Source organism: Variovorax sp. GW821-FHT09B01 (assembly GCF_059418345.1).
The window spans coordinates 317,910-342,174 of record NZ_JBWKPQ010000003.1 but is presented as its reverse complement, the minus strand read 5'-3'; the positions used below and the strand labels follow the sequence as shown (position 1 = coordinate 342,174).

25 protein-coding genes are annotated in these 24,265 nt (G+C 70.2%); 13 read left to right on the top strand and 12 right to left on the bottom strand.

Going from position 1 to position 24,265, the window contains the following annotated elements; all coding sequences use genetic code 11:
* Positions 1–122 precede the first annotated feature (122 nt).
* The 6 genes from AC07RV_RS13030 to AC07RV_RS13005 all read left to right on the top strand — a co-directional run bounded on the left by AC07RV_RS13030 (position 123) and on the right by AC07RV_RS13005 (position 4,289).
* Positions 123–710, top strand: coding sequence for a GbsR/MarR family transcriptional regulator (locus AC07RV_RS13030; protein WP_296778390.1), 588 nt, complete (start codon positions 123–125; stop codon positions 708–710).
* A 63-nt stretch (positions 711–773) separates the two neighbouring features.
* Positions 774–1,205, top strand: coding sequence for a thiol-disulfide oxidoreductase DCC family protein (locus AC07RV_RS13025; RefSeq protein ID WP_296778393.1), 432 nt, complete (start codon positions 774–776; stop codon positions 1,203–1,205).
* Positions 1,206–1,240: 35 nt separating this feature from the next.
* Positions 1,241–2,173 carry an SAM-dependent methyltransferase gene (locus AC07RV_RS13020; protein ID WP_296778395.1) on the top strand — a complete coding sequence of 311 codons (933 nt, stop codon included), beginning with the start codon at positions 1,241–1,243 and terminating at the stop codon, positions 2,171–2,173.
* Between the two features lie 37 nt (positions 2,174–2,210).
* Positions 2,211–3,278, top strand: a complete 1,068-nt coding sequence (locus AC07RV_RS13015) for an SRPBCC family protein (RefSeq protein WP_296778398.1) — start codon at positions 2,211–2,213, stop codon at positions 3,276–3,278.
* The gene (locus tag AC07RV_RS13010) at positions 3,275–3,913 is read left to right on the top strand and encodes a DUF4166 domain-containing protein (protein WP_296778400.1); all 639 of its coding nucleotides are present in this window, start codon (positions 3,275–3,277) and stop codon (positions 3,911–3,913) included. The genes AC07RV_RS13015 and AC07RV_RS13010 overlap by 4 nt, the downstream gene beginning before the upstream one ends.
* Before the next feature lie 28 nt (positions 3,914–3,941).
* Entirely contained in the window at positions 3,942–4,289 is a 348-nt protein-coding gene (locus AC07RV_RS13005) for a DOPA 4,5-dioxygenase family protein (RefSeq protein ID WP_093343195.1), read from the top strand.
* On the opposite strand, the gene AC07RV_RS13000 is transcribed toward AC07RV_RS13005, so the two are convergent.
* Positions 4,269–5,621 carry a Rieske 2Fe-2S domain-containing protein gene (locus tag AC07RV_RS13000; protein WP_296778405.1) on the bottom strand — a complete coding sequence of 451 codons (1,353 nt, stop codon included), beginning with the start codon at positions 5,619–5,621 and terminating at the stop codon, positions 4,269–4,271. The genes AC07RV_RS13005 and AC07RV_RS13000 overlap by 21 nt on opposite strands.
* A gap of 20 nt (positions 5,622–5,641) precedes the next feature.
* Positions 5,642–6,628, bottom strand: a complete 987-nt coding sequence (locus AC07RV_RS12995; RefSeq protein ID WP_296778717.1) for a tripartite tricarboxylate transporter substrate-binding protein — start codon at positions 6,626–6,628, stop codon at positions 5,642–5,644.
* Between the two features lie 122 nt (positions 6,629–6,750).
* Between AC07RV_RS12995 and AC07RV_RS12990 the strand changes: the two genes are divergently transcribed.
* On the top strand, positions 6,751–7,578 hold the full coding sequence (locus AC07RV_RS12990) for a helix-turn-helix domain-containing protein (protein WP_296778407.1): 828 nt from the start codon (positions 6,751–6,753) through the stop codon (positions 7,576–7,578).
* A 1-nt stretch (position 7,579) separates the two neighbouring features.
* Here the strand turns inward: AC07RV_RS12990 and AC07RV_RS12985 are convergent, their stop codons facing one another.
* Complete coding sequence (locus AC07RV_RS12985; RefSeq protein ID WP_057592442.1) at positions 7,580–8,236, bottom strand: glutathione S-transferase; 657 nt, start codon at positions 8,234–8,236, stop codon at positions 7,580–7,582.
* 131 nt (positions 8,237–8,367) lie between these two features.
* Here AC07RV_RS12985 and AC07RV_RS12980 point away from each other — a divergent pair, with 131 nt between their 5' ends.
* On the top strand, positions 8,368–9,588 hold the full coding sequence (locus AC07RV_RS12980) for a polyhydroxyalkanoate depolymerase (RefSeq protein ID WP_296778410.1): 1,221 nt from the start codon (positions 8,368–8,370) through the stop codon (positions 9,586–9,588).
* 1 nt (position 9,589) lies between these two features.
* On the opposite strand, the gene AC07RV_RS12975 is transcribed toward AC07RV_RS12980, so the two are convergent.
* The 9 genes from AC07RV_RS12975 to AC07RV_RS12935 all read right to left on the bottom strand — a co-directional run bounded on the left by AC07RV_RS12975 (position 9,590) and on the right by AC07RV_RS12935 (position 19,197).
* The gene (locus tag AC07RV_RS12975) at positions 9,590–11,296 is read right to left on the bottom strand and encodes a Mur ligase (RefSeq protein ID WP_296778412.1); all 1,707 of its coding nucleotides are present in this window, start codon (positions 11,294–11,296) and stop codon (positions 9,590–9,592) included.
* Positions 11,297–11,366: 70 nt separating this feature from the next.
* Complete coding sequence (locus AC07RV_RS12970) at positions 11,367–12,083, bottom strand: glycosyltransferase family 2 protein (RefSeq protein WP_296778415.1); 717 nt, start codon at positions 12,081–12,083, stop codon at positions 11,367–11,369.
* A 3-nt stretch (positions 12,084–12,086) separates the two neighbouring features.
* Entirely contained in the window at positions 12,087–13,652 is a 1,566-nt protein-coding gene (locus tag AC07RV_RS12965) for a phosphotransferase (RefSeq protein WP_296778418.1), read from the bottom strand.
* Positions 13,649–14,020 carry an HAD family hydrolase gene (locus AC07RV_RS12960; protein ID WP_093343206.1) on the bottom strand — a complete coding sequence of 124 codons (372 nt, stop codon included), beginning with the start codon at positions 14,018–14,020 and terminating at the stop codon, positions 13,649–13,651. The genes AC07RV_RS12965 and AC07RV_RS12960 overlap by 4 nt, the downstream gene beginning before the upstream one ends.
* Positions 14,021–14,031: 11 nt before the next feature.
* Positions 14,032–15,192 (bottom strand): hypothetical protein, encoded by a 1,161-nt coding sequence (locus AC07RV_RS12955; protein ID WP_495338098.1) that lies wholly within the window; start codon positions 15,190–15,192, stop codon positions 14,032–14,034.
* Positions 15,159–16,952 (bottom strand): hypothetical protein, encoded by a 1,794-nt coding sequence (locus AC07RV_RS12950; RefSeq protein WP_296778426.1) that lies wholly within the window; start codon positions 16,950–16,952, stop codon positions 15,159–15,161. Before AC07RV_RS12950 ends, AC07RV_RS12955 begins: the two co-directional genes overlap by 34 nt.
* Positions 16,953–16,955: 3 nt before the next feature.
* Positions 16,956–17,600: an aspartyl/asparaginyl beta-hydroxylase domain-containing protein gene (locus tag AC07RV_RS12945; RefSeq protein WP_296778429.1), complete on the bottom strand. Its 645-nt coding sequence runs from the start codon at positions 17,598–17,600 to the stop codon at positions 16,956–16,958.
* 137 nt (positions 17,601–17,737) lie between these two features.
* Entirely contained in the window at positions 17,738–18,097 is a 360-nt protein-coding gene (locus AC07RV_RS12940) for a hypothetical protein (protein ID WP_296778432.1), read from the bottom strand.
* 80 nt (positions 18,098–18,177) lie between these two features.
* A complete protein-coding gene (locus tag AC07RV_RS12935) occupies positions 18,178–19,197 on the bottom strand; it encodes a LysR family transcriptional regulator (protein ID WP_296778434.1) in 1,020 nt (339 codons plus the stop codon).
* Positions 19,198–19,273: 76 nt separating this feature from the next.
* Here AC07RV_RS12935 and AC07RV_RS12930 point away from each other — a divergent pair, with 76 nt between their 5' ends.
* From AC07RV_RS12930 to AC07RV_RS12910, 5 genes are all read left to right on the top strand, one after another.
* Positions 19,274–20,389, top strand: coding sequence for an adenosine deaminase family protein (locus AC07RV_RS12930; protein ID WP_296778437.1), 1,116 nt, complete (start codon positions 19,274–19,276; stop codon positions 20,387–20,389).
* 8 nt (positions 20,390–20,397) lie between these two features.
* On the top strand, positions 20,398–21,393 hold the full coding sequence (locus AC07RV_RS12925; protein ID WP_296778439.1) for a Bug family tripartite tricarboxylate transporter substrate binding protein: 996 nt from the start codon (positions 20,398–20,400) through the stop codon (positions 21,391–21,393).
* 67 nt (positions 21,394–21,460) lie between these two features.
* Complete coding sequence (locus AC07RV_RS12920) at positions 21,461–23,086, top strand: phospholipase D family protein (RefSeq protein ID WP_296778442.1); 1,626 nt, start codon at positions 21,461–21,463, stop codon at positions 23,084–23,086.
* Between the two features lie 44 nt (positions 23,087–23,130).
* Positions 23,131–23,853: a helix-turn-helix transcriptional regulator gene (locus tag AC07RV_RS12915; RefSeq protein ID WP_296778445.1), complete on the top strand. Its 723-nt coding sequence runs from the start codon at positions 23,131–23,133 to the stop codon at positions 23,851–23,853.
* Positions 23,854–23,889: 36 nt separating this feature from the next.
* Complete coding sequence (locus AC07RV_RS12910; RefSeq protein ID WP_296778448.1) at positions 23,890–24,261, top strand: VOC family protein; 372 nt, start codon at positions 23,890–23,892, stop codon at positions 24,259–24,261.
* Positions 24,262–24,265: the final 4 nt, after the last annotated feature.

Sequence of the window (24,265 nt, the reverse complement as noted above, 5' to 3'; positions counted from 1 at the left end):
GCGCAACTCCTTCGCGGGTCGGTTCACTGTTTAAACATACAGTATTTCACCATTCCGACGGGTCACGTCGATTTTTCTATTTCTTTCTTGACAGAAATTTCGGAAGTCCTAGACTCCAGCGCATGGAACTCACCGACATCCAACGCAAGTTCGTCCTCCACTGGGGCGAGATGGGCTCCATGTGGGGCGTCAACCGCACCGTCTCGCAGATCCACGCGCTGCTGTTCGTGCACGGCAAGCCGATCCATGCCGAGGAGCTGTCCGACACCCTGGGCGTGGCGCGCTCCAACGTGAGCAACAGCCTGAAGGAACTGCAGGCCTGGAACCTGGTGCGCGTCACCCACATGCTGGGCGACCGGCGCGACTACTTCGAGACCAGCGTCGACGTCTGGGAGCTGTTCCGCACCGTGGTGCGCGAGCGCAAGGAACGCGAGTTCGACCCCACCATCCGCGTGCTGCGCGAGATCGTCGCGAGCCCCGACTTCCAGAAGGAATCGGCCGATGCGCAGGACCGCATCCGCTCCACCATGGACCTGATGGCCAAGCTCGCGACCTGGGCCGACGAGATGCTGCGGCTGTCGCCCGGCACGCTCGACAAGGTGCTGACGCTGGGCGCGAGCGTGCAGAAGTTCGTTCGCGGCGATGCGCCCGCGCCCGCCGCCGGCAAGGATGATCCCGACGCCCACCATGCGAGCCTGCCGATGATCTGAGGCCGGCTCTTTTTTTGCCCATTCATTTCTGTTTTGACAGAAATATCGAGAATAAAGAACACCATGTCCCGCTCCACCGCCATCGCCTACCCGCTGACCGTCTACTACGACGCCACCTGCCGCCTGTGCAGCGCCGAAATGGGCGCGATGAAGGCGCGCGACGCGGCCGCGCGGCTCGTTCTGGTCGACTGCTCGCCGCCGGATTTCGAGGCCGGCCCGGCGCCGCGCGGGGCCCTGATGACCGCGATCCACGTGGTCGATGCCGCCGGCCGCGTACAGGTCGGCGTGCCCGCCATCCGCGCCTGCCGCGAGGCGGTCGGCCTGCCCAACGGCGGCGCCCTGCTCGACCTGCCGCTGGTCGCGCCGCTGGCCGATCGCGCCTATGCCGCGCTGGCGCGCAACCGCCAGCGCCTGCCCGGCTGGTTCGTGACCCTGCTCGCCGGTCCGGTCGCGAAGGCCTCGCGCACCTGCGCCGACGGCCAGTGCCGGCTCTGACATCCGCACCGCCTTCCCCACGAGGAGTTCACCGCATGCCCAGCGTCTTCCAGCCCGATTTCCGCCTGCCGCACACCGCCGATGCCTCGGCCCCGGTCAGCCGTGCCGAAACGCAGGACTACTTCACCGAGGTCGCCACCGACTACGGCGCCTGGAGCCCCAGCTACAACATGCACTTCGGCTACTGGCGCGCGGGCCTGAATCCGCTGCGCCGCGAAGGCATGCTGGTCGAGATGAACCGCGAGGTCGGCCGCGCGTTGCGGCTCGGCGAGCGCCCCACGGACGACGGCCGCCACTGCGTGCTCGACCTGGGCTGCGGCGCAGGCGCCACCGCGCGCACGCTGGTCGGCGACGACCGCCGCCTCTATGCCGTGACCGTCACCAACGTGCCGGTGCAGAACCGCATCGCCGCGCGCCTCGACGCCCAGGCCGGTGTGGCCGACCGCATGGCGCACCTCGAGGCCGACTACACGCGCACCGGCCTGCCGGCCGCGCAGGCCGACGGCGCCTGGGCGCTCGAGAGCGCCTGCTATGCCGAGGGCACCGCCAAGGCCGACTTCGTGCGCGAGGCCGCGCGCCTGCTCAAGCCCGGCGCGCGGCTGGTGGTGGTCGACGGCTTCCTGCTGCGCCGCGAGCCCGGCCGCCTCGCGCGCTGGCTGCACCGCCTGTGGGCCGACAGCTGGGCCGTGCCGACGCTGGCCGTGCGCGCGGACTTCGTGGCCGCGCTGCGCGAACACGGCTTCGAGGACATCGAGGTGCGCTCGCTGCGCTGGCGCGTCGCGCCGAGCGCGCTGCACATCCCCGCGCTCGCCACCCGCTTCACGCTGGCCGAGCTCTGGAAGGCGCGCGGACGCCTGAGCCCCTGGCGCCGCAAGCACATCGTCGCCAGCTATTGCGCGCTCGCGCTGGGCCTGTTCTGGCGCGACTTCGACTACTGCATGGTCAGCGCCACGCGGCGCGCCGACTGAACACACGAACAAGCACACCGAGGAGAAGAGGACTTCCATGCACACCGATCCCGAAGACAGCCGGCTCGCCGAGCTGGCGCCCATCGAGCCGGCCGCGAGCGACGAGCCGCCGGCGAGGAAGCCCGTGCAGGGCATGCCCTTCGGCTGGTTCTGGCCGATGGGGATCGGCGCCGCGATGGCGCTGGTGCTGCGCCTGATCTTCAGCGGCGGCCCCGGCCAGCTCTACTCGGCCATGCTGGGCTCCTTCGTCTACCTGACGCCCGCGCTGTGCGGCGCGGTCACGGTCTACATGGCCGAGCGCATCGAGCGGCGCAGCTGGGGCTACTACCTCTGGGCGCCCTGGGTCGCGACCGCGCTGTTCGTCGGCGGCACGCTGGCGGTGTTCATCGAGGGCCTGATCTGCGCCGCCTTCATCGTGCCGCTGTTCGCGGTGATGGGCAGCATCGGCGGGCTGGCCATGGGCATCGTGTGCCGCGTCACCCACTGGCCGAAGCAGACGCTCTACGGCTTCGCGCTGCTGCCGTTGGTGCTCGGCGCCATCGAGCCGAACCTGCCCAACCCCGACCGGTTCTCGAACACCTCGCGCACGCTCTTCATCGCCGCGCCGGCCGAGCGCGTGTGGCACGAGCTCAACGCCGCGCGCGACATCCGCCCCGCCGAGGTCGACGGCGCCTGGGCCTACCAGGTCGGCGTGCCGATGCCGGTGTCGGGCGTCACGGTCGACACGCCCGAGGGCCGCGTGCGCCAGGTGCAGTGGCAGAAGAACGTGCACTTCGAGGAGGTCATCACCGACTGGCAACCCAACCGCCGGCTGCAATGGCGCTTCCGTTTCTCGCCCGACTCCTTTCCCGCCGGCGCGCTCGACGACCACGTGATGATCGGCGGCCAGTACTTCGACCTGCGCGACGCCACCTACACGCTGACCCCGCGCGACGGCGGCACCGAGCTGCGCGTCGAGGTCTCGTGGCGGCTGAGCACCAGCTTCAACTGGTATGCCGACCGCGTCATGCACCTGCTGCTGGACGACGCGTCCGAGAACATCCTGCGCTTCTACAAGGCCCGCAGCGAAGGCACCGCCACGGCAGGCGCCATGATCCGTCCATGAACGAGAACACCCGCCCGGTCTTCCAGCAAGCGCTCGGCCCCGCCTGGGACCGGCTGGGCGACGCGATCCGCCGCCACTACACGATGGCGCCGCATTCGAACGACCACGTCTGCGTGCGCGGCACCATGCACGAGGTCCACCATGCACCCTGGGCCGCGCTGCTGATGCCCTTCGGCCGGCTGTTCGGCGCCCTCGTGCCCTACACCGGGCGCGAGGTGCCGATCGAGGTCCACTACCGCTGCCGGCCCGACGACCCGCACCTCTACTGGGACCGCATCTTCCGTTTCGCGGGCCGCGCGCCCTTCCACTTCCGCTCGCACATGGAGCACGACGCGGCCGACGGCGCGCTGGTGATCGAGTACGTGCGCTTCGGCATCGGCATGCGCCTCGCGGTGAGCGCCGAGGACGGTGCGCTGGTGTTCCGCGACCGCGGCTACGTCTGGCGCGTGGCCGGCCTGCGCATCCCGCTGCCGCTGGGCCTGCTGATGGGCACGGCCTATGTCGAGGAACGGCCCGACCCGCGCGACCCCGACGCCTTCAGCATGCGGATGCTGCTGCGCCACCGCTGGTTCGGCGACGTGTTCCGCTACAGCGGCAGCTTCCGCCTGCCCGACGACCTTCCCTGCGACAGGTGATCCGCGCCGGCGCCACAATCGCCTCACCATGCCGCGCCGCCCCGAGAACCTCTACCCGCAGTACCACGCCCACGTCTATTTCGGCCCTGCCACCGTGGCCCAGGCCCGCGCGCTGTGCGAGCAGGCGGGCCGCGAGCTGATGGTGGTGGTGGGCCGGGTGCACGAGCGCCCGGTCGGCCCGCATCCGCACTGGAGCTGCCAGCTCGCCTTCGACGCAGCCGAGTTCGACGCGGTCATCGGCTGGCTCGACAGCCACCGCGACGGCCTCGACGTGTTCGTGCACGGCGTGACCGGCAACGACCTCGCCGACCACACCGATCACGCGATGTGGCTGGGCAACGAGAGCGCGCTCGACCTAAGGATGTTCCGGCACTGACCGGGACGGCGCGTCCTCCGCCGCGCCGTCGGCGGCCGCGCCGTGCACCTTGAAGAAGCGCGCGCCCTCCACCTTCTGCCCGATCGCCTGCTCGTAGGCCGCGCGCACCGCCTCGGGCTGCCCGGCCTGGCCGAAGAAATCCTTGAGGTAGGGGCCGAGCAAGGGATGCGCCGCGAGCTCCCGGCGCGGCAGGCCCTTGGCCATCTCCTCGCGACAGGCCGAGGGCAGGAACACGTCGCGGTTCTTCTGCGGATCGCGGATCAGCCCCTTGGGCTCGTGCGCCGGGTCGGCCTGCATCGCCTCCAGTTCCTCGAAGAAGCGGCGCCGCATCATCACGATGCCCTTGTCGCTCTGGCCGAGCTTCTCGCGCGTGCGGTCGGTGACGGCGCCCTGCCCCACCCATACGGCGAAATCCTGGTTGGCGACGTGGCTGGTGATCCAGCGGCCCGTGGCCGGATCGCGGGTGGGCCCGTACCACGACGGAATGCGTTCCTGCACATAGGGCTCCTGCTCGGTCGGCACGCGGCTCAACACCCACAGCACGCTCAGCGTGTGGTGGTCGTCGATCGGCACGCGCCATTCGAAGTGATGGCCGAGGAAGAAGCCGTTGGGCCACAGCGTAACGCGCCCCGCGGTCCACATCGGGTTGTCCTCGCGCTCGCCGCCGCGCAGCCGCCGGTAGACGAAGCCGTGCTCGAACTCCTCGAACGCGAGCTTCAGGTGCGTGGGCACGTATGGGCCTTCCTCGCCCTGCAGCCGCGTGGTCCAGTTGTTGTGCGTCCACTCGAAGTGCACCGGGTCGATGGAGTTCTCCTGGCACTGGAACCAGTTGCACGGGATCTCGGCGAACACCGCCTGCGCGAAGCCGTTGGCGCAATTGAACAGCTCCCAGTCGGGCAGCAGCGGCGCGGGCTGCGGCCCCATGTAGGCCCACAGCAGGCCCGCCTTCTCCTGCACCGGGTAGGCCTTGATCCGCGTGCTGCGGCGCATGCGCGCGCCGGGGTCCAGCGTTTCCTCGAAGGGCTGGTGCACGCACTGCCCGCCCGCGTCGTACTGCCAGCCGTGGTAGCTGCAGCGCAGCCCGCACTGCTCGACGTAGCCGTAGGCCATGTCGGCATTGCGGTGCGGGCAGCGCCGGTCGACCAGCCCGTAGCGGCCGCCGAGGTCCTTGTAGAGCACCAGGTCCTCGCCGAGGATGCGCAGCGGCTTGACCGCCTGCGCATCGAACTCGCTCGCACCGGCGACCGGGTGCCAGTAGCGGCGCAGGTAGTCGCCCATCGGCGTGCCGGGGCCCACTTCGGTCAGCAGGCGGTTCTTTTCTTCGCTCAACATCGTCGTCTCCTGGTTCCTGATCAATCCGCACGGATGCCGAACTCGCGCACGAGTCGGCCGAAGCGCTGGTCGTCCTGCGCGATCTGCCGCGCCAGCACGGCGGGCGCGCCGCCCACCGGTTCGATGCCCAGCGTGGCCATGCGCGCCTGCACCTCGGGCATGCGGAGGATCTCGTTGAAGTGCGCGTTGAGCGCCTGCACGATCGCCTCGGGCAGCGCCCGCGGCCCGAGCAGGCCCATCCAGGCGTTCAGGTCCACGTCGCGCCAGCCGAGCTCGTACAGCGTGGGCACCGTGGGCAGCAGCGCCGCGCGCTGGCGCTGCGCCACCGCGAGCGGCAGCAGCTTGCCGGCCGCGATGTGGCTGGCCACGGCACCGGGCGTGATCCAGCCCACGCTCACATGGCCGCCCAGGGCGTCGTTGACCACCGGCGCCACGCCGCGATACGGCGCATGCACGAGCGCGATGCCGGCGTCGCGGTTGAACAGCTCGCCCGCGATGTGCATCGGCGAGCCCGCGCCCGGCGTGCCGTAGGTCAGCGCGCGCCCGGCCTTCGCGGCGGCCACGAGCTGGGTCGCGCTCTGCAGGCCGGTCGCGGGCGCCGTCACCAGCAGCAGCGGGATGTCGCCGGTCTTCACGATCGGCGTGAAGTCCCTGACCACGTCGTGCGCCACGCCGGGCCCGGCCTTGAGCACGTGCTGCGCGATCGGGAAGGTGCTGGGCGTGAACAGCAGCGTGTAGCCGTCGGCCGGCGCCTTCGCCACCCAGGCGTTGCCGATCATGCCGCTCGCGCCGGGCCGGTTGTCGATCAGCACCGGCTGACCGACGCGCTGCGACAGCTTCTCGGCATAGGTGCGCGCGATGGCGTCGGTGTCGCCGCCGGCCGGGTAGGCCACGACGATGGTGATCGGCCGCGCGGGCCAGGTCTCGGCGGTGGCGGTGGCGGCGAACGCGCTCAGCGCCGAGAACAGCGTCGCGGCCGCCATCGTCCGGCGCCGGAGTGGATTCATCATGGGCTTTCCTTTCTTGCCTGTGCGTGGAGCCACGGGATCGGGGCCAGTGCAATGTAGGAAGCCGGGCGCGGGGCCAGAAGATATAGTTTCACTGAGTGAACCACTTCGGAGGCCGCGGCATGTCGGACACCCAGGGCGCGCAGGGCGTGAAATCCATCGACGCGCTGCGCCGCGGGCTCGAGGTGATGCTCGCGATCCAGCGCTCCTCGGCCGCCACGCTGTCGGAACTCAGCCGCCAGACCGGGCTGTCGAAGGCCACGCTGCTGCGCATCCTCAAGACGCTGCAGCAGGCCGGCTGGGTGGAGCGCAACGAGCTCGAGAAGCGCTACGTGCCGACCTCGGCCGCCGGTGCCCCGGGCCCGCTCGTCGAGTGGCGCGCGCGGCTGTCGGCGCTGGCGGCGCAACCGCGCGCGACGCTGCAGCGCAAGGTGCCCTGGCCCACCGACCTCGGCGTGCGCGACGGCAGCGCGATGCTGATCCTCGACGCCCACCGCCCGATCAACGGGCTGGCCGTGAACTACCGGGTGCTGGGCTTTCGCCCGCCGATGCTGATGTCATCGCTCGGGCGCTGCTACCTCGCCTTCTGCCCCGAGGACGAACGGCGCCAGCTCCTCGCGGCGCTCGCGCGTTCGCCGCACCAGGTCGACCGCGACGCGCGGCGGCCCGAGAACGTGCGCCGCATGGTGGCGAACGCGCGCGCCCAGGGCTACGTGTCGCGCGACCCCACCGCCACCAGCATGGATTCGCCCGATCGCTTCGGCGCCATCTCGGTGCCGGTACGGCTCGACGAGCGCGTGGTCGGCTGCATCAGTTGCGCCTGGCTGCCCGCGGTGCGCAGCGAGCGCGATATGGTGGCGCAGCACCTGGCCGACCTGCAGGCGGCCGCGCAGGGCATCGAGCGCAAGCTGCGGCAGGCCGGCTTCGAGCCGACGCCGCCCCCGGGCTGAATCAGAACTCCGCGTCGAGCTCGTCGATCTCGTCGGGCTCCTGCTTCGCCGCCGCCACCCATTCCTTCATCGCGGGCAGTTCCATCACGCGCTTGCAGTAGGCCGTGCAGGCGCTGTCGAGCGCCACGTCGTAGCTCAGGAAGCGCGTGACCACGGGCGCGTACATCGCGTCGGCAATGCCCGGCTGCTCGCCGAACAGGTAGGGGCCGCCGTAGGCCTTGAGGCATTCGCGCCAGATCGCCACGATGCGGTCGATGTCGGCCTGCGCGCGCGACCACACCTTGAAGTTCTTGAAACGGGCCTTGATGTTCATCGGCAGCGCGCCGCGCATGGCCGCGAAGCCCGAATGCATCTCGCCGCAGATCGCGCGGCAGTGGGCCCGGGCCGCCACGTCGGCGGGCAGCAGGCCGGCCTTGGGCTTGATCTCGTTGAGGTACTCGCCGATCGCCAGCGTGTCCCACACCTTGACCGAGCCATGCTGCAGCGAGGGCACCAGCATCGATGACGACAGCAGCAGCATCTCGGCCTTCATGGCCGGGTCGTCGGGCGGGATGATCTTCTCGCTGAAGTCCAGGCCCGCCAGCCTGCACATCAGCCAGCCGCGCAGCGACCAGGCGCCGTAGTTCTTGCTGCTGATGGTGAGAACGGGTTTGGCCATCGGGTGTGCTCCTTGGTGCCGGCAAGCGCCGCCGGTGGGCTGCGACGTGCAAGCCCTGTGCCACCCGTTCCATCCCGGTGCGCCCGGCCTTGGCCCGCAACTTGCCTCTGGCACTGCAACGCACCACAACCATGCTCTACCGCGTCTACCAGAACCAGGCCGACCTGCTCTCCCCGCTGCGGCTCGCCTCCCAGTACATGGCGCGCGCGCTCTGGCAGGACGGCAGCGAGCGCACCATGCAGCGGCGGCTGGCGGCGCAGTGCGAGGTGTTCTCGCGCATGCGGCTCACCCACAGCCGGCCGCCCTACGGCATCGCCAGCGTGCCGGTCGACGGCGACGAGGTCGCGGTGCACGAGGAGGTGGCGCTGAGCGCGCCCTTCGGCACCCTGCTGCATTTCAGGAAGGACGGCGACCATCCCACGCACCCGCCCGTGCTGCTGGTTGCACCGTTGTCGGGCCATTTCGCCACCTTGTTGCGCGAAACCGTGCGCACCCTGCTGCGCGACCACGACGTCTACCTGACCGACTGGCACAACGCGCGCGACGTGCCGCTGTGGCAAGGCCGCTTCGGCCTCGACGACTACACGCTGCAGCTCATGGCCTTCCTCGAGGCCGTCGGCCCCGGCGTCCACATGGTCGCGGTGTGCCAGCCCTGCGTGGCCGCGCTGGCCGCCACCGCGCTCATGGCCGAGGACGACAACCCCGCCACCCCGCGCAGCCTCACGCTGATGGCCGGGCCGGTCGACTGCCGCATCAACCCGACCGCGGTGAACCGCCTCGCCACCGACCGGCCCATCGACTGGTTCCGCCGCAACCTCATCAGCCACGTGCCCTGGCCGCACGCGGGCGCGATGCGGCGCGTGTACCCGGGCTTCCTGCAGCTCGCGGCCTTCATGAGCATGAACCCCGAGCGCCACAAGAAGCAGTTCGAGGACATGTACCGCCACCTGGTCGAGGGCGAGCTCGAGAAGGCGCACACCATCGGCAACTTCTACGACGAGTACCTCGCGGTCAACGACCTGCCCGCGGAGTTCTACCTCGAGACCGTGGAGCGCGTGTTCCAGACCTACGACCTGCCGCGCGGCCACCTCACCGTGGGCGAGCGCACCGTGAACCCGGCCGCGATCCGCCGCACCGCGCTGCTCACGGTCGAGGGCGAGCGCGACGACATCTGCGCCGTCGGCCAGACCGTGGCCGCGCAGGACCTCTGCACCGGCGTTCGGCCCTACCTCAAGGCCCACCACCTGCAGGCCGGCGTGGGGCACTACGGCGTGTTCAGCGGCAGCAAGTGGAACGCGCAGATCTATCCGCGCGTGCGCGAGACCATCCACGCGGCGGCCGAGCTGCACTGAGCTACGGCTGCGGCAGCGCGGCCTCCACCGCCGCCGGCTGCGCCGGCCGCCCTCCCGCCTCCAGGTATTTCCAGTACGCCACGTACCCCGAGAGGTAGTGCTCCACGTCGTCGATGCGCACGCGGAAGCTGTGGTGGCGGATGAAGAAGCTGCCCACGATGCGCTGCGGATTGCGGAAGAACATCGCGAGCTCGGGCCAGAAGTGCCCGCTCAGCAGGTAGCGCGCGCGCTGCTCGAGCGCGCGGTAGAACTTCTCGATGTCGAAGCCCTCGAGCAGGTGCGCATGCGCGGGGTCGGCCTGCAGCCGCGTCACCATCTTCTGCGCCGCCATCATCAGCTCGAGCAGGGTCGGGAAGGTGGTGATACGGTTGAGCACGAACTCGAGGTGGTCGCGCACGTTGTCCAGGCCGAAGCGGAAGTAGCGCTCTTCCGGCCGGTACAGCGTGAGCTCGTTGACGCAGTAGCTGAGCCAGTGGTCGTGCGCCTCCCAGTGGCGCGCCTCGATGAAGTGCGCGAAGGCCTTCTCGACCGCGCGCAGCCAGCGCTCGTCGCGCGTCAGGCCGTAGAGGCGCATCAGTCCGAAGGCGGCCTCGCCGTCGTAGTAGATGATCCGGTTCTCCTCCTTCACGCGCAGGTCCGGATGGTGAAGCACGTGCACGAAGCGGCCGCTGGTCGGGTCCTGCATGTGCAGGATGCCGAGCGCGAGCTGCTCCATCAGCGGCAGGTACTTCCGGTCGCCCGTGAGCTCGGTGTACTTGACCATCGCGAGCAGGCACACGGCATTGCCGCCGAGCTTGATCTCGTCCTCGATGTCGACCAGGAACGCGGCCTGCGCCCCATCGGGCAAGGTGGCGGGCCGGATCAGCTCGCCGGTCAGGTGGCCCAGCGCGCGGTCGATCGCCGCCTTGTGCTCGGGCTTGCGCGTCAGCTCCCAGCCCTCGATCAGCGCATAGGTCGAGCTCGCATGGCGCAGCGCGTTGTAGGTGGGAATGGCGCGGTCGAAGCAGGGAAACCAGCCGTAGTGATAGGCGCCCGAGCTCTTGACCTGGCGCGCGAGGTAGGCGGTGCTGGTCTCGACGATCTGGCGCACGCGCGCCGCGTCCCAGGCCGGCAGCCGGCGGTAGCCGCGGCCCACGCCCTCGTGCTCGATGCGGTGCGCCTCCTTGCCGTCGGTGAACACGGCGCGCGTGTCGAACACCCACACCGGCTGCTGCGGGTCGGTGGGCCAGCTCAGTTCGCGCCCGTAGCGGTGCTGGCCGAACAGCCGGAGGTTCGCCGCGTTGGGCGTGGCCTCGTCGAACTTGCCGTCGTAGAGCACGGCATGGGCACCGATGTCCTGCTCGAGCATGGCCACCGACAGGTCGGCGTCGAAGGCGATGCCGCTGCGGAAGTAGTTGCGCTTGGTGGCCAGCAAGGCCTGCTGCAGCCCCTTCCAGTGCATCGCCTGCACCGTGTGGACCACGTCCGCGCGCAGCCAGATCGGCGCCGTGCTCTGCTTGCGCAGCCAGGTCTGCAGCAGTTGCGCGCCGCGGCGCCACACCTCGTCGAAGTTCCTGCCGCGCACCGTCACCACGTGCGCGCGCTCCTTGGCGTTGCAGGCCGACAGGAACAGCACGCCCGCGCCTTCCGGCGCCGCGGCCTCCATGCACTCGGCCCACGTCGCGGCCACCGCGGGCTTCGCGCACGCGAGCAGTTCACCCAGACTCATCGAAGATTCCTCACATGGCTTCCATCGGCTGGCGATGCGATGGCTGCGCGCATTGTCCCTCGTCCCGGCGTCATTCCCAGGGCCGGGCGACCGCCGCTTCGTACTCCTGCGGCGTGCCGCAGAAGACGATCTGCTCGGGCCCGACCAGCTCGTAGGCCACGCGCGCGCCACGCTCGATCAGCGCGTTGTAGCAAGGCGCGATGTAGTACTCGCCGCGCGTCAGCAGCTGGTGGCGCTGCTGGTGCTCGAAGGCCTCGTCGAAGACCCGCGCGTCGGCGAAGTGGTAGAGACCGTCGCTGCACAGGCTGGAGATGCGCTCCTTCTCGGTGGTGCGCAGCACCGAGCGATCGGGCCCGGGCTCGACGAAGGACCAGTGCTCGCCCTCGCCCTCGAACACCTCGAGGTAGCCCGCGGCGCCGTCGGCCAGCGCCGACTTGCGGAAGCCGGGCCGGATGGTGTCGATGTTGAAGACGTAGAGCGCCTCCTCGCTGCGCAGCGCCTGCAGCCCGCGGTGCACCGAGTCGGCCTGCCCCAGCGTGTCGCCGTCGAGCTCGACGATGTGGAAGGACTTGACGCCCAGCGCCTTGAGCTCGCGCACCAGGAACTCGACCACGTCGTGGTCGCGCCGCACCACGAACAGGAACAGGTCGTCCTGGAAGTAGCGCTCGAAGGACTTCACCACATGGAAGAACACCGTGCGCCCGTGCAGCGGCAGCCGGTACTTGGGCAATGCATAGCCGGCCTCGGTGAAGCGGCGGCTCCTGCCCATCATCGGTATCACGAACATCGCTCAGTGCTCCATCTGTTCGTACAGGCGCAAAGCATTGGCCAGCATCGCGCGCTGGCGGCGCGGCGCGTCCTGGTGCAGCGGCAGCATCGACAGGAACAACAGCACCGTGATCGGCGCCACGTGGCGCGCGGTCATGCCGTTGAGCAGCGGCAGCGCCGCGAACAGCTTCTGGATCGCGGCCACGTCCTCGTCGGCATGGATGCGCAGGCGGAAATCCAGCCCCGTCCCGTCGTCGATCTCGAAGGCATCGGCCACGATGTAGTCGTACAGCCCCAATACCGAATGCGCGAGCTTGGCGAGGTCGTAGCGCAGGTCGCCGACGAGCCGCGGCTCGTCGCGGAAATTGAGGCCGCGCGGGTCGATCAGCTTGATGCAGTCCGAGCGGGTGTCGAACAGGATGTTGCTGAAGCACAGGTCGCCGTGCATCACGCCCGGCACCAGCGGCACGCGCGCCGCGGCCTCGAGGCAGCGCTCGAGGATCTCGGCCAGCGAGGGCAGCGCGCGCCCGTTGAGCCGCGTGGGCGCCGACAGGCTCATCCCGCTCGCGGTGGCATAGGCATCGAGCCGCGCGCGCGTCTTGTCGCCCAGCATGCCGCGGCTGTCCTGCGCCACCGCCTGGCGCTCGCGCTCGCCCAGCGGCACCGCCGTCTGGCAGGCCGCGAGCCAGTCGGCCAGGTGCCTGAACACGCGCGACCAGAAGGCAGTGGAGTTGCGGCCGTGCACGTAGAGCTCGTTGAGCGGCGCCATGCACAGGTACTCGAGTTCGTAGCCATAGCCGCCGTCCCCGTCCTCGACCGCGCCGCGGTCGAGCAGTTGCGGGACGTATACGCGCAGCCGCGGCGGCAGCGCCTCGAACCAGCGTGCCTCGGCCTCGAGCTTGCGCGGCTGGCTGCCGGTCTTGCGCACGCGCCGGTCGCCGATGGCGAGGTCGTTGAAGGCGCGCTGCGTGGTGATGCGCGCGCGCGAACGGTAGAAGGTGTTGACGTGGCCGAAGTCCGACCACTGCGCGGTCTGCACGCGCTGCAGGTAGCAGGCCTCGTCGTAGGCCGAGACCGCGCGCTCGAACGAGCCGCGCGCTGCCACCAGGCATTTGGCGAGCCGGCTGACCGACTGGAACGCGAAGTAGCCGCACCACACGCGCACCGCGGTCTCCGAGCCGTGGTCCACCTGCCAGTCGTAGTCGTCGGCCGACTCGGCCACGCTCAGGCAGTCCCAGCCGGTCGGAAGGTCGTTGATCAGCGTGTCGCCCAGCAGCAGCCGCATGCCGTCGTCGTAGCGGCCCACGGTGTTGATCGAGAACAGCAGCGAGTCGGCCAGCGTGAGCCCGTCGGGCACGCGCAGCACCTGGATCGCATGGGCCTCGAGCGCCTGCACGTCGCGGTGCGAGACGGCATGGCTCTCGGGCAGCGAGAGATAGATGGGCTCGCCCGGGAAATGCCGCGCCAGCAGCTCGGCCTGGTGCACGAACAGCCGATGGTTGGCCACCGGCAGGAAGGCCGGCGGCAGGCGGCCGAACTCCGACTGCAGCTCGGAGTCGACGTAGGCCGCCGAGGTGACGACGATCACTTCTCGTGCTCCAGCAGCCGGTCGATTTCCTCGCGGCTGTACTTGAGGAACTCCGAGGGCCGGATCGCGCGATCGTCGACGTAGAAGCCCTCCTCGCCGCACCATGGCTTGCCGACGTGGATCTCGTCGTAGGGCACGTCGTGGCGGGCCAGCCAGTCGATGATGATCGGCAGCGTGTGGGCGTTGATGCGGCCGACATTGCCGCCGAAGCTGTTGACGTTGCGGCTGGTGTAGATCGAGATCGCGAAGCCCTGCTCGCGGTAGCTGCGCAGCCGCTCGATCATGTCCTCGCGCGGGCGGGCATTGGGGTAGTCCTTCTGCTCCGCCACGCACAGCGTGTGGTCCAGGTCGAAGATCAGGCGTTTCAAGTGGGGCTCCTCTAATTCTGGTTCGCGGCGGCCGGGTCGATGGCCAGGAAGCGCGCGATTTCGTCGTTGTGGCGTACGCCCGAGGCGGCCATCGCGCGCTGTACGACGCGCATGAGCCGCGGGTTGTGCGCCGTGTCGCGCTGGTCGGCGTCGGGCCATTGGTACGGCGGCAGGCCGCGCTCGCGCGCCACGGCCTCGGTCTCCTCGCCGAAGGCCTGCAGGATGCGCAGCATCAGTGCATGGCCACGCCAGATCTCGTCGCGCACCACCGGGCTGCCGTCGGCGAAGCGGCGCGCGCGCAGCTCGTCGGGCATGGCCATCGGCGGCTCGCCGGCCTTGGCCAGCTCGGCCAGGCGGTTCCAGAAATGCCGCACGTCGTAGGGATTGGGGTTGGCGAACACGCGCGCGCGCAGTTCGGTGGGCGTGGCCGGCAGCGGCGTGCTCCACAAGGTGGGGTTGCGCCGGTTCTCGGCCAGCGTCACCCACTCGGCCCACTTCGCCATGCCCTCGAGGTACCAGCTGGCGCGGAACATCGCGTGGCCGTACTGGAACAGGTGGAACAGCTCGTGCGGGATCAGGTAGTCCTTCACCCGCTCGTGGTTGCCCGCGAGCGCGGCATTGATGGCGATCGAGAGCGTGCAGCGGTCGGCGCGCGCGCTGCTGCCGGGATAGCGGATCACGGCCGAGAACGAGAGCCCGCGCTTGTCCGCGACGCCGGGGCTGTAGGCATCGAAGTTCAACAGGTCGATGTCGATCGTCTCGGCCTGCCTGAAGCGCGGGCTGCGCAGCGGATCGCGAAAGCCGTTGGCCAGGTAGATGCGGCGCACGGTGTCCAGGTGCAGCGCGGCGTCCTCGACCATGTCGGGCACGCCGTTGCCGTTGAGGTCGACGCCGGTGTAGAGCGCATGCGGCCCCTCGAGCGCATAGAAGACGCGGATGCCGTTGAACTCGTGGCGCTGCGTCAGCGCCAGCCTGTGCGCGTTCTTCGAGATGCGGCAGCCCGCGCCCTCGGGCCCCTGCTGCAGGCCCGGCTCGCGGTCGGCCTGGTCCTGCGCGCGCGCCGCGCCCGGCAGCAGCCCGAGGAACAGGGCCCAAAGCACCGACAGGGCCAGCACGGCCTGCATGCGACGCACCCGTTTCACCGCGGCGCCGCGCCGGCCAGGGCGTTCCACAGCAGGCGGTCCATCTCGCTGGCCGGGCCCGCGGGCAGGTCGGCCGACAGCATCGCGCGCAGCTCGCCGCGGCCATAGGCGGCGGCGGGCACGGCCTCGACGGCATGGATGTGCTCGAGCGGCCGCCGCCGCACGCCCTGAAACAGCAAGGCATGCGCGAGCGAACAGTGCGAACGCAGCCGCTTCGGAAAGCCGAACCAGTTCTCGCGGATCGCCTGGGTCTGCAGCCCCAGCGTGTTGGCATAGCAGCCCATGGCCTCGGGCGAGCCAACCGCGAACTGGTCGCCGGCATAGAGCGTCTTGGTCACCGCGAGGTGGTTGAAGAACAGCACGCGCTGGCGGCGGCAGGCCTCGGCCATGCCGGCCCAGTCGGGCGCGGCCGTGCCGGCGCGGAAGGCGCGGTCGGGCCGGATCCGGATCACCAGGTCGTAGTCGCCGCCGTCCTCCAGCATCAGGCGGTGCGCTTCCTGGATCTTGTAGAACATCTTGAGCTGGTTGTTCGTGTCGTGCTCGAACTCGGGCCGCCGGTGGTTCTCGATCGCCACCACCGCGTCGGCGCCGTACACCGCGCGCAGGTCCGCCTCGCCGAGCGTCGACGACACCTCGAGCCGGGCGAAGAAGTTCGGATAGGCCTTCTTCATCGCGGCCAGCCCATAGCGGAAGCCGGCCTGCCGGTAGGCCTCGGCGAAGGGCGCGAACTTGAAGATCCGGTCCACGCCGTTGCCCGACATCGGATCGGGAAAGCGCCAGCCCGTGTCCTCCCAGGTATGGACGAAGTACTTCACCTGGTGGCCATCCAGCCCCAGGTGCTTCCAGGTCTGGAAGGCGGCCGCATAGCCGCGCATCTGGCCCGACACGCAGACGGCGATGCGCAGCGGCGCGCCGGCGGCCGGCGCAGTTGCATCGGAGCGCGCCGCGCCGGATTCGAAGGCGCGCGCGATCCTCGCGCTGGCGCGTGCCTGCCTCGCCTGCTTGCCTCCCTCGGCCGGCGGCAGGCTGCGCACCTGCGCGAGGATGCGCTCGTACAGCGCCTCGTCGAACAGGCCGTAGCCGAGGATCAGCAGCCGGCAGATCGCCGCGTCGCTCAGGCAGCGCAGGCCCTGCGTGTCCTCCAGCAGGTCGTTCGCGAAGGCGCGCAGCAGCGCGCCGTTCGCGGGCAGCACGCTCTGGAAGAAGCGGCACAGCGTCTCGTGGTCGCAGCGCTGGAACAGCTCGACCAGCATCTCGCGCCGCAGGTCGTCGCCGTAGCCGCGGAAGCCCTCGACCGCGAGCATCAGCGCGGTGCGATCGCGCGGGTCGGCGAACTCCCGGTGCTCGAACAGCGGCCGGGCCACGCCGGCCAGGCTGCGGTAGCTCGCGCCCTGGTGCCGCTTGAGGCCCGCGAGGAAGCTCGCGAAGGCGAAGGGAAAGGCCTCGAGGGCCTGGGCCAGCCGGGCCGCATGGCCATCGATCTGGCCCGCGATCATCTGCACCGCGCCCGCGTCCATCTCGCCCTGGGCGGGAAAGTGGCGCGCCCAGATCTCGCCGCCGCGCAGCTCGAGCGCCGCCGCGACGTTGCCCGACAGCACCAGCGCCTCGTGGTAGCGCAGCACGATCTCCTTCTCGAACGCATGGCCCTCGCCGAGCGCGCGGCGCAGCCGGTACAGGCTCAGCTCATGCTGGTCCGCGCGCGCGAAGGCCGCCAGCGCGGCCTCCATGTCGGCGACCGAGGTCCAGGCCCCGGAAGCGATCGCTTCGAGCGGTGCGTCTTCCCGCCACATCGCTCAGGCCGCCAGCGCGATGGCTTCGGCCTCGCGCACCACCGGCAGCCAGGGGGCGGCCAGCATGCCGATCGGCGGCGGCGTCTCCAGGCTCATCAGCAAATGGGCGCGGCTCGACGGCTGGTTGCTGCGGTTGACGGCACGGTGGTGCACGTCCACGCGCACCAGCCAGGCCGAACCGTCGGCCGGCAGGTGCACGCTCTCGATGCTGCCGTCGGCGCGCTGCCATTCGAAGAAGCAGTTGGGGTTGGTGACGATCGGCACGTGCAGGCGCCAGGCCTCGCGCACGGCGTCGGTGTGCAGCGGCATCTCGTCGCCTTCGCTCTCGAGCTGCATGATGCGCGCGCGAAAGGGCTTGAGACCGCGCGCCGACAGCGCGTCCATCACCTCGGCCAGGCAGCCCGAGCAGGCATCGGTGGGCTGCGTGCCGCGGCTGGGCATGGCGGCATTGGGATTGATGCGGCGGATGCCGTCGATCAGCGTGCCGTCGCGGCTGGTCACGGCCCAGCCGATGTAGTCGACGCGGTTGTCGCGGTACTGCGTCGACGGCAGCTGGCGCACGTGCTGTTCGAAGTGGGCGCGCAGCGCGTCGATGTCGATCTTGAAGTTCGCCAGCCGGGCGAACATGACGTCCTTGGATTGGTTCACGGCTCTCTCTCCTCGGTTCCTCTGGATGAATGGCCACCGCGGACGATGGCGCCGGCCCGCGCGCGGCGGGCGATGCGCAATGGCTGCGCAGGCGCTGCACGCCGAAGCGGCAGCGCGATCCGGGCACGGGGCCGGACCTAGGCGAGGAAGGCGGAAATCCGTGGCGGCCGCTTGGGCGGCGCGAGGAAGGTCGAGGAGGAGAAGGAGGCGAAGGAGCGCGGCAGCGCGCCGGGCAGCACGATCAGTTCGAGCGCGTAGCCCTCGAACGCGACCTCGATGCCGTGGCCGATGTCCGTGTCGTCGGTGGACACCGAGGCGGACACGGAGGTGCCCGCGCCGCGCGGAAAGTCATCGCTGGAGGCCGAGGCATCCGACCACAGCGTCTGCGCGACGAGGTCGTGATGCAGGCCGGCTTCGACGAGGATCTGCGCGAACACCACCACGGCCTGACAGCACAGAAGGACCGCGAGGACGAGCGCGATGAGCGGGCGAGACATGACCGCGAAATCTTAGCGGCAGATACCCTGTCTAAGAAACAATTCGTTGACCTTTACGCAGGTATTCGGCGCACTGAGAACTACGGTTTACGGTGGGTCCTCGCACCCTTGGCGACCCGCCGCACCGGCCGTTCGCCGGCCTGCGGCAGGCGCTCGCGCAGGAAGTCGATCAGCGCCTGCGCCGCCACGTTGCGCATCGGCCCCGGCAGATAGGCCAGCACCACGCGGCGCTCGATGCGCGGCTTCGACAGCGCCAGCACCACCAGTTCGGGATCGCGCAGCGAGGCCGTGTAAAGACGCGGCATCAGTCCCAGCGCCTGCCCGCCGCGCACCAGCGCATAGAGGGTTTCGGAATAGCTCACGCGCAAGGGCTCGAGCCCCTGCGCGAACTGGGCGCGCGCGGGATTGCCGAGCGCCGGCATGCTGCCGCTCTCGAACAGCACCAGCCGCTCGCGGCCGATGCGCTCCCAGTCCGTTTCGCCGGTCGCGGCCAGCGCATGGTCGCGCCGCACCACCAGCACCAGCGGATCGCGGAACAGGTCCACGCATTCGAGCCCGCCCGGCGGCTCGGTGATGGCGGCCACCGCCATGTCGAGCTGGCCGCTGCGCAGTTCGGCCAGCAGCGCGGTCGAGGGCGCGTCGCGCCACGACAGCTCGACCTCGCCGAGGCGCTCGGCATGCGCCGCCGCGAACTCGCTCGCGGCCGCAGCCACGCGCGCGGCGGCCGAGGGGATCACGCCGATGCGCACGAAGGCCCGGCCGCGCCGCACCGTGCTCTCGATGTCGCGCAGCGCCACCTCGACCGTGTGGACCAGGAAGTCGGTGCGCGCCAGCACCTCGGCGCCCAGCGGCGTGAGCTCGACGCGGTGCGTGGAGCGCGTGAGCAGTTGCGCGCCCAGCAGCTTCTCGACCTGCTTGATCGCATTGCTGAGCGCGGGCTGCGTGATGGCCAGCCGCCGCGCGGCACGGCCAAAGTGCGCCTCCTCGACCAGCACCGAGAAGCACTGCAGCTGGCGCAGCGTGAGCGCGCGCAGCGGCAGCGAGGACGCGGCCGGTTCGGGCGCCGGCAAGGGCTTGGGAACGCGCGGGGAGGTGGCCATGCTTATAGATCGGGCGAATCAAATTATAGAAATTCAAAATTTTCCTTATCGCCTCGCCCTCACTAGACTGGCCCGCATGACCGCCAGCCCCTCCGCCAGCCCGTCTTCCGCCGCCCACGGCTTCGACCTCGAAGCCCTGTTGCGCGCCATTCCCAAGGTCGAGCTGCACTGCCACCTGTTCGGCACCGTGCGCCACGAGACCTTCAAGCAGCTCAACCTGCGTGCCGGCTCGCCGCTGGCGGCCGACGAGATCGAGGGCTTCTACACGCGCGGCGAGAAGCCCGTGGGCGTGCTGCGCGTGCTGCGCGCGCTCGACGCCGAGCTGGTGCGCGGCCCCGACGACCTGCACCAGCTCACGCTCGAGTACCTGCAGGACGCCGCGCAGCACAACGTGCGCCATGCCGAGTTCTCGTGGAACCCGACCGGCACGGTGCAGGTGTCGGGCATCCCCTATGCGCTCGCGCAGGGCGCGATCGTGCGCGCGATCCGCGATGCGAAGCAGCAGTTCGGCATCGACGGCCGGCTGATCGGCGCCATCGACCGCGAGGCCTCGCCCGCGGCCGCGCTCGAGATGGTCGAGTGGATGGCCGCGAACCGCTGCGACGAGGTGATCGGCATCGGCATCGACTACCGCGAGGTCGACCGGCCGCCCGAGCTCTTCACCGAGGCCTATGCGCGCGCGCGGCAGGTCGGCCTGCGCACCACCGCGCATGCCGGCGAGTTCGGCATGCCCTGGACCAACGTGCGCACCGCGCTCGACGTGCTGCGCGTGGACCGCATCGACCATGGCTACACCGTGGTCGACGCGCCCGACTTCGCGCGCGAATGCGCCGAGCGCGGCGTGCTGTTCACCGTGGTGCCGACCAACTCCTACTACCTGCGCACCCTGCCGCCCGAGCGCTGGGCGCTCGACCATCCGATCCGCCACATGCCGGGCCTGGGCCTGCGCATCCATCCCAACACCGACGACCCGACCCTGCACAAGGTCACGCCCACGCAGGCCTGGCTGATGATGGTGCGCGACTTCGGCTTCGGCCTCGACGACCTGCGCGACTTCATGCTCAACGGCCTCGACGGCGCCTGGATCGACGAGACGCAGCGCCGCGACTGGCGCGCGCAATGGAGCGACGCCTTCGACCACCTGCGCAGCCGCCTCGGCGATGCGCCGCCCTCTTCCCAAGCCCACGCCTGAAGCCCGCCATGAACCACCTCCGCCGTCCCCTGCTCGTGGCCGCGACGCTCTGCGCCGCGCTGCCCGCCCTGCTGCCCACCATGGCCTCGGCCCAGCCGGCCTGGCCCGCGGCCAGGCCGATCACGCTGATCGTTCCCTACACCGCGGGCGGCAGCGTCGACGTCAACGCGCGCCTGGTCGCCACGCGGCTGGCCGAGCGGCTCAAGCAGGCGGTGGTGATCGACAACGTGGCCGGTGCCGGCGGCGCCATCGGCGTGGCCAAGGCCGTGGCCGCGGCGCCCGACGGCTACACGCTGGTGGTCGGCCCCGACAGCGCGATCGCCATCGGCCGGCTGGTCAACCCCTCGGCCTTCCGCTTCGATCCGCTCAAGGACCTGGCGCCGGTCGGCCTGCTCAACACCGCGCCGATGGTGCTGGTGGCGCGCCCCGGCCTGCCCGCGAAGAGCTACGCCGACTTCGTGCAGCTCGCCAAGGCCGCGCCCGGCAAGTACAACTACGCCACCTCGGGCGTGGGCACCGTGCTGCAGCTCGCGATGGAACTGCTCAAGCAGCGCAGCGGCATCTTCGTGACCCACGTGCCCTACCGCGGCGGCGCGCAGATCGCCACCGACGTGATCGGCGACCAGGTCGACCTCGCGATGCTCGTGAGCACCAGCGCCATCCCGCACGTCAACGGCAAGCGGCTGCAGGCGCTCGGCATCACCGGCGCCAAGCGCCTGCCCGCGCTGCCCGGCGTGCCCACCTTCGACGAGATGCCCGGCCTCAAGGGCTTCGACATGGTGAGCTGGTCCGGCATCTTCGCGCCCGCGAAGACGCCACCCGCCGTCATCGCGCGCATCAACCAGGAACTCGAGGCCGTGCTGCAGGAGGAAGGCGTGCGCAGCAAGCTCGCCGAGCAGGGCGCATTGCCGGGCAGCGGCACGCCCGAAGCCTTCGGCCGCTTCGTGCAGGCCGAGTACGCGCGCAACCAGAAGATCGTGCAGACGGCCAACATCAAGGAATGAGCGCGGCGCGGCCGCCATGGCGCATGATCGATCGCCGCACCGTCACCGGCCTTCGGAGATCGACCCCATGCCGACCGCGTCCCCGCTCCCGCGCCTTCGCCTGCTGCTCGCGGCCCTGCTGCTGCCCGCCCTGCTCGGCGCCTGCGCCAGCCTGCCGCCGCCCGTGGCGCAGCCGCCCGTCGCCGCGATCGCCGACTACGCCGCCACGCCGCTGAACGCCATCGCGCAGCAGGCACTGGCACCGGGCAACGCATCGGGCTTTCGCCTGCTGCCCTACGGCCCGACCTCCTTCGCCAGCCGCATCGAACTCGCGAAGCTCGCCACCCGCAGCCTCGACGTGCAGTACTACCTGCTGGCCGGCGACAACACCGGCCGCGCCCTGATGCGCGCGCTGCGCGATGCGGCCGCGCGCGGCGTGCGCGTGCGATTGCTGGTGGACGACCTCTACACCACCGGCGAGGACGAACTGCTGCTCGGGCTGGCCAGCCATCCGAACGTGGAGGTGCGCCTGTTCAATCCCTTCCCTGCCGGCCGCGGCAGCGACCTCACGCGCTTCGCCGCCTCGGCCATGGATTTCGAGCGCATCAACCGGCGCATGCACAACAAGCTGTTCGTGGCCGACAACGCCGCCGCCGTGGCTGGCGGGCGCAACATGGCCGACGAGTACGTGATGAACGCCAGCGCCAGCAACTTCATCGACATGGACGTGTTCGCCGCGGGCCCGGTGGTGCGCGAACTCTCCGACGCCTTCGACCACTACTGGAACAGCGAGGCCGTCTATCCCGTGCAGCGCATCGCGCGCAGCAGCCTGACGCCGGCGCAGCTGCGGCAGTCCTTCGAGGAACGCACCGCCACCGCCAGGCCGCCGCAGGCGCCGCGCATCCCGGCCGACGGCATCATCCCCAACGCGACCGAGGGCGAGCCGGCCTCGATCCCGCTCGAGATGGTGCCGATGATGAACCTGCCCTTCGAGCTGGCCGAGCGCAGGCTGAGCCCGCTGCTCATAGCCGACGCGCGCGTGCTGTTCGATCCGCTGACCAAGACCCAAGGCTGGAACGAGCGCGAGAACTCGAACAAGGGCACCGTCACCGAATCCGTGGTGCGCTGGTTCCGGACCGCGCGCCACACCATCAAGATGGTGTCGCCCTACTTCGTGCCTTCCGACGCCGCCGTCCTCAGCCTCGCGGAAGCGCGCGCCGAGGGCCTGCAGGTCGAGCTCATCACCAACTCGCTGGCCTCCACCGACGAGCCCTGGGTCTATGTCGGCTATTGGCCGCACATCCACCGGCTGCTCGAGGCCGGCGTCGACATCTACGAACTGAGCCCCTCGCTGAGCGTGCACCGCGGCAAGCTCGGCCTGTTCGGCCATGGCACCGGCGCGCTGCACATGAAGAACGGCATCGTCGACCATCGCCAGGTCTTCCTCGGCTCGATGAACCTCGACCCGCGCTCGGCACGGCTCAACACCGAGCTGGGCCTGATCATCGACAGCGCCGACATGGCGCGCCAGCTCGAGAGCTTTGCCGACACGCGCAGCTTCTACCGGCTGCGGCTCGATGCCAAGGGCCGGAACGTCGAATGGGTGGACCAGGACGACGACACGCGCGTGTTCGACGTGCCGCCCGAGACGACAGCGTGGCAGCGCTTCAAGCTCAGGCTGCTGGGGCCGTTGATTCCGCAGAGCCAGTTGTAGCCGGCGCGCGCCGCATCCGGGCGGCGGGCCACTACCATGCCCGCATGTCCCGCTCCGAACGCCTGCTCGCCCTGGTCCAGACCCTGCGCCGCCATCGCCGGCCCATCAGCGGCCAGGCCCTGGCCGAGCAACTCGGCATCAGCCTGCGCACGCTGTACCGCGACATCGCGAGCCTGCAGTCGCAGGGCGCGCTGATCGAAGGTTCGCCCGGCCTCGGCTATGTGCTCCAGCCGGGCTACGTGCTGCCGCCGCTGATGTTCGGCCCCGAGGAGATCGAGGCGCTCGCGCTGGGCCTGCGCTGGGTGGCCGACCGCGGCGACAGGGCGCTGTCGGCCGGCGCGCACGATGCGATGGCGAAGATCGCCGCCGTGCTGCCGCCCGCACTGAAGCGCGAGCTCGAAGCCTCCGCGCTGCTCGTGGCCGTGGGAGCGAAGCGCGCGCCGGCCGCGGTCGAGCCCGATCTGCTGCGCGCCGCGATCCGTGCCGAGCACAAGCTGCGGATCGGCTACAGCGATCCCGGCGGGACCACGTCGCAACGCGTCATCTGGCCCTTCGCACTCGTGTACTTCGAGCAGTCGCGCGTGCTCAGCGCCTGGTGCGAGCTGCGCAACGACTTCCGCAACTTCCGCGCCGACCGCATCGTCGCCGCCGAGATGCTCGATGCGCGCTACCCCCGGCGCCGCCAGGCGCTGCTCAAGGCCTGGCAGCAGCGCGTAAAGCAAAGCGGCCGCACGATACTGCCGGAATCTGACATGCCTTCTCCCTAAGCTCGCGCCCATCGTTCATTCATTCAGGAGATCGGCGTGAAGTTTGCATCCGTGCGTCTAGTCACTCAACAATTCGAAGCCCTCGTTGCGTTCTACGCGCGCCTGTCGGGCACCGAGGCCACCCGGCTGGCCGACGGCTTCGCGGAGATCCGGCTGGAGGGCGCGACGCTGGCCATCTCCGAAGAGCATCTCGTGCAGCGCTTCAACGCCGGGGCCGCGACGGCCGCATCGAACCGCTCGGCAATCCTCGAGTTCGAGGTCGCCGATGTCGAGGGCACGCTGGCGCGCATGAAGGAAGCGGCCGAGGTCGTGATGCGGCCGACCACGATGCCGTGGGGCAACCGGTCGCTGTTGCTTCGCGATCCGGATGGGAGCCTGGTGAATGTGTTTTCGAGGCCGGCGAACTAGCGAG

What these genes read in the sequence shown, in the direction of transcription:
- AC07RV_RS13020 (WP_296778395.1), top strand. Translation starts at nt 1,241, where the DNA reads ATGCCCAGCGTCTTCCAGCCCGATTTCCGCCTGCCGCACACCGCCGAT.
- AC07RV_RS12990 (WP_296778407.1), top strand. Translation starts at nt 6,751, where the DNA reads ATGTCGGACACCCAGGGCGCGCAGGGCGTGAAATCCATCGACGCGCTG.
- AC07RV_RS13015 (WP_296778398.1), top strand. Translation starts at nt 2,211, where the DNA reads ATGCACACCGATCCCGAAGACAGCCGGCTCGCCGAGCTGGCGCCCATC.
- AC07RV_RS12995 (WP_296778717.1), bottom strand. Translation starts at nt 6,628, where the DNA reads ATGAATCCACTCCGGCGCCGGACGATGGCGGCCGCGACGCTGTTCTCG.
- AC07RV_RS12940 (WP_296778432.1), bottom strand. Translation starts at nt 18,097, where the DNA reads ATGTCTCGCCCGCTCATCGCGCTCGTCCTCGCGGTCCTTCTGTGCTGT.
- AC07RV_RS12950 (WP_296778426.1), bottom strand. Translation starts at nt 16,952, where the DNA reads ATGTGGCGGGAAGACGCACCGCTCGAAGCGATCGCTTCCGGGGCCTGG.
- AC07RV_RS13000 (WP_296778405.1), bottom strand. Translation starts at nt 5,621, where the DNA reads ATGTTGAGCGAAGAAAAGAACCGCCTGCTGACCGAAGTGGGCCCCGGC.
- AC07RV_RS12915 (WP_296778445.1), top strand. Translation starts at nt 23,131, where the DNA reads ATGTCCCGCTCCGAACGCCTGCTCGCCCTGGTCCAGACCCTGCGCCGC.
- AC07RV_RS12925 (WP_296778439.1), top strand. Translation starts at nt 20,398, where the DNA reads ATGAACCACCTCCGCCGTCCCCTGCTCGTGGCCGCGACGCTCTGCGCC.
- AC07RV_RS12930 (WP_296778437.1), top strand. Translation starts at nt 19,274, where the DNA reads ATGACCGCCAGCCCCTCCGCCAGCCCGTCTTCCGCCGCCCACGGCTTC.
- AC07RV_RS13005 (WP_093343195.1), top strand. Translation starts at nt 3,942, where the DNA reads ATGCCGCGCCGCCCCGAGAACCTCTACCCGCAGTACCACGCCCACGTC.
- AC07RV_RS12975 (WP_296778412.1), bottom strand. Translation starts at nt 11,296, where the DNA reads ATGAGTCTGGGTGAACTGCTCGCGTGCGCGAAGCCCGCGGTGGCCGCG.
- AC07RV_RS12935 (WP_296778434.1), bottom strand. Translation starts at nt 19,197, where the DNA reads ATGGCCACCTCCCCGCGCGTTCCCAAGCCCTTGCCGGCGCCCGAACCG.
- AC07RV_RS13010 (WP_296778400.1), top strand. Translation starts at nt 3,275, where the DNA reads ATGAACGAGAACACCCGCCCGGTCTTCCAGCAAGCGCTCGGCCCCGCC.
- AC07RV_RS13025 (WP_296778393.1), top strand. Translation starts at nt 774, where the DNA reads ATGTCCCGCTCCACCGCCATCGCCTACCCGCTGACCGTCTACTACGAC.
- AC07RV_RS12920 (WP_296778442.1), top strand. Translation starts at nt 21,461, where the DNA reads ATGCCGACCGCGTCCCCGCTCCCGCGCCTTCGCCTGCTGCTCGCGGCC.
- AC07RV_RS12980 (WP_296778410.1), top strand. Translation starts at nt 8,368, where the DNA reads ATGCTCTACCGCGTCTACCAGAACCAGGCCGACCTGCTCTCCCCGCTG.
- AC07RV_RS12970 (WP_296778415.1), bottom strand. Translation starts at nt 12,083, where the DNA reads ATGTTCGTGATACCGATGATGGGCAGGAGCCGCCGCTTCACCGAGGCC.
- AC07RV_RS12985 (WP_057592442.1), bottom strand. Translation starts at nt 8,236, where the DNA reads ATGGCCAAACCCGTTCTCACCATCAGCAGCAAGAACTACGGCGCCTGG.
- AC07RV_RS13030 (WP_296778390.1), top strand. Translation starts at nt 123, where the DNA reads ATGGAACTCACCGACATCCAACGCAAGTTCGTCCTCCACTGGGGCGAG.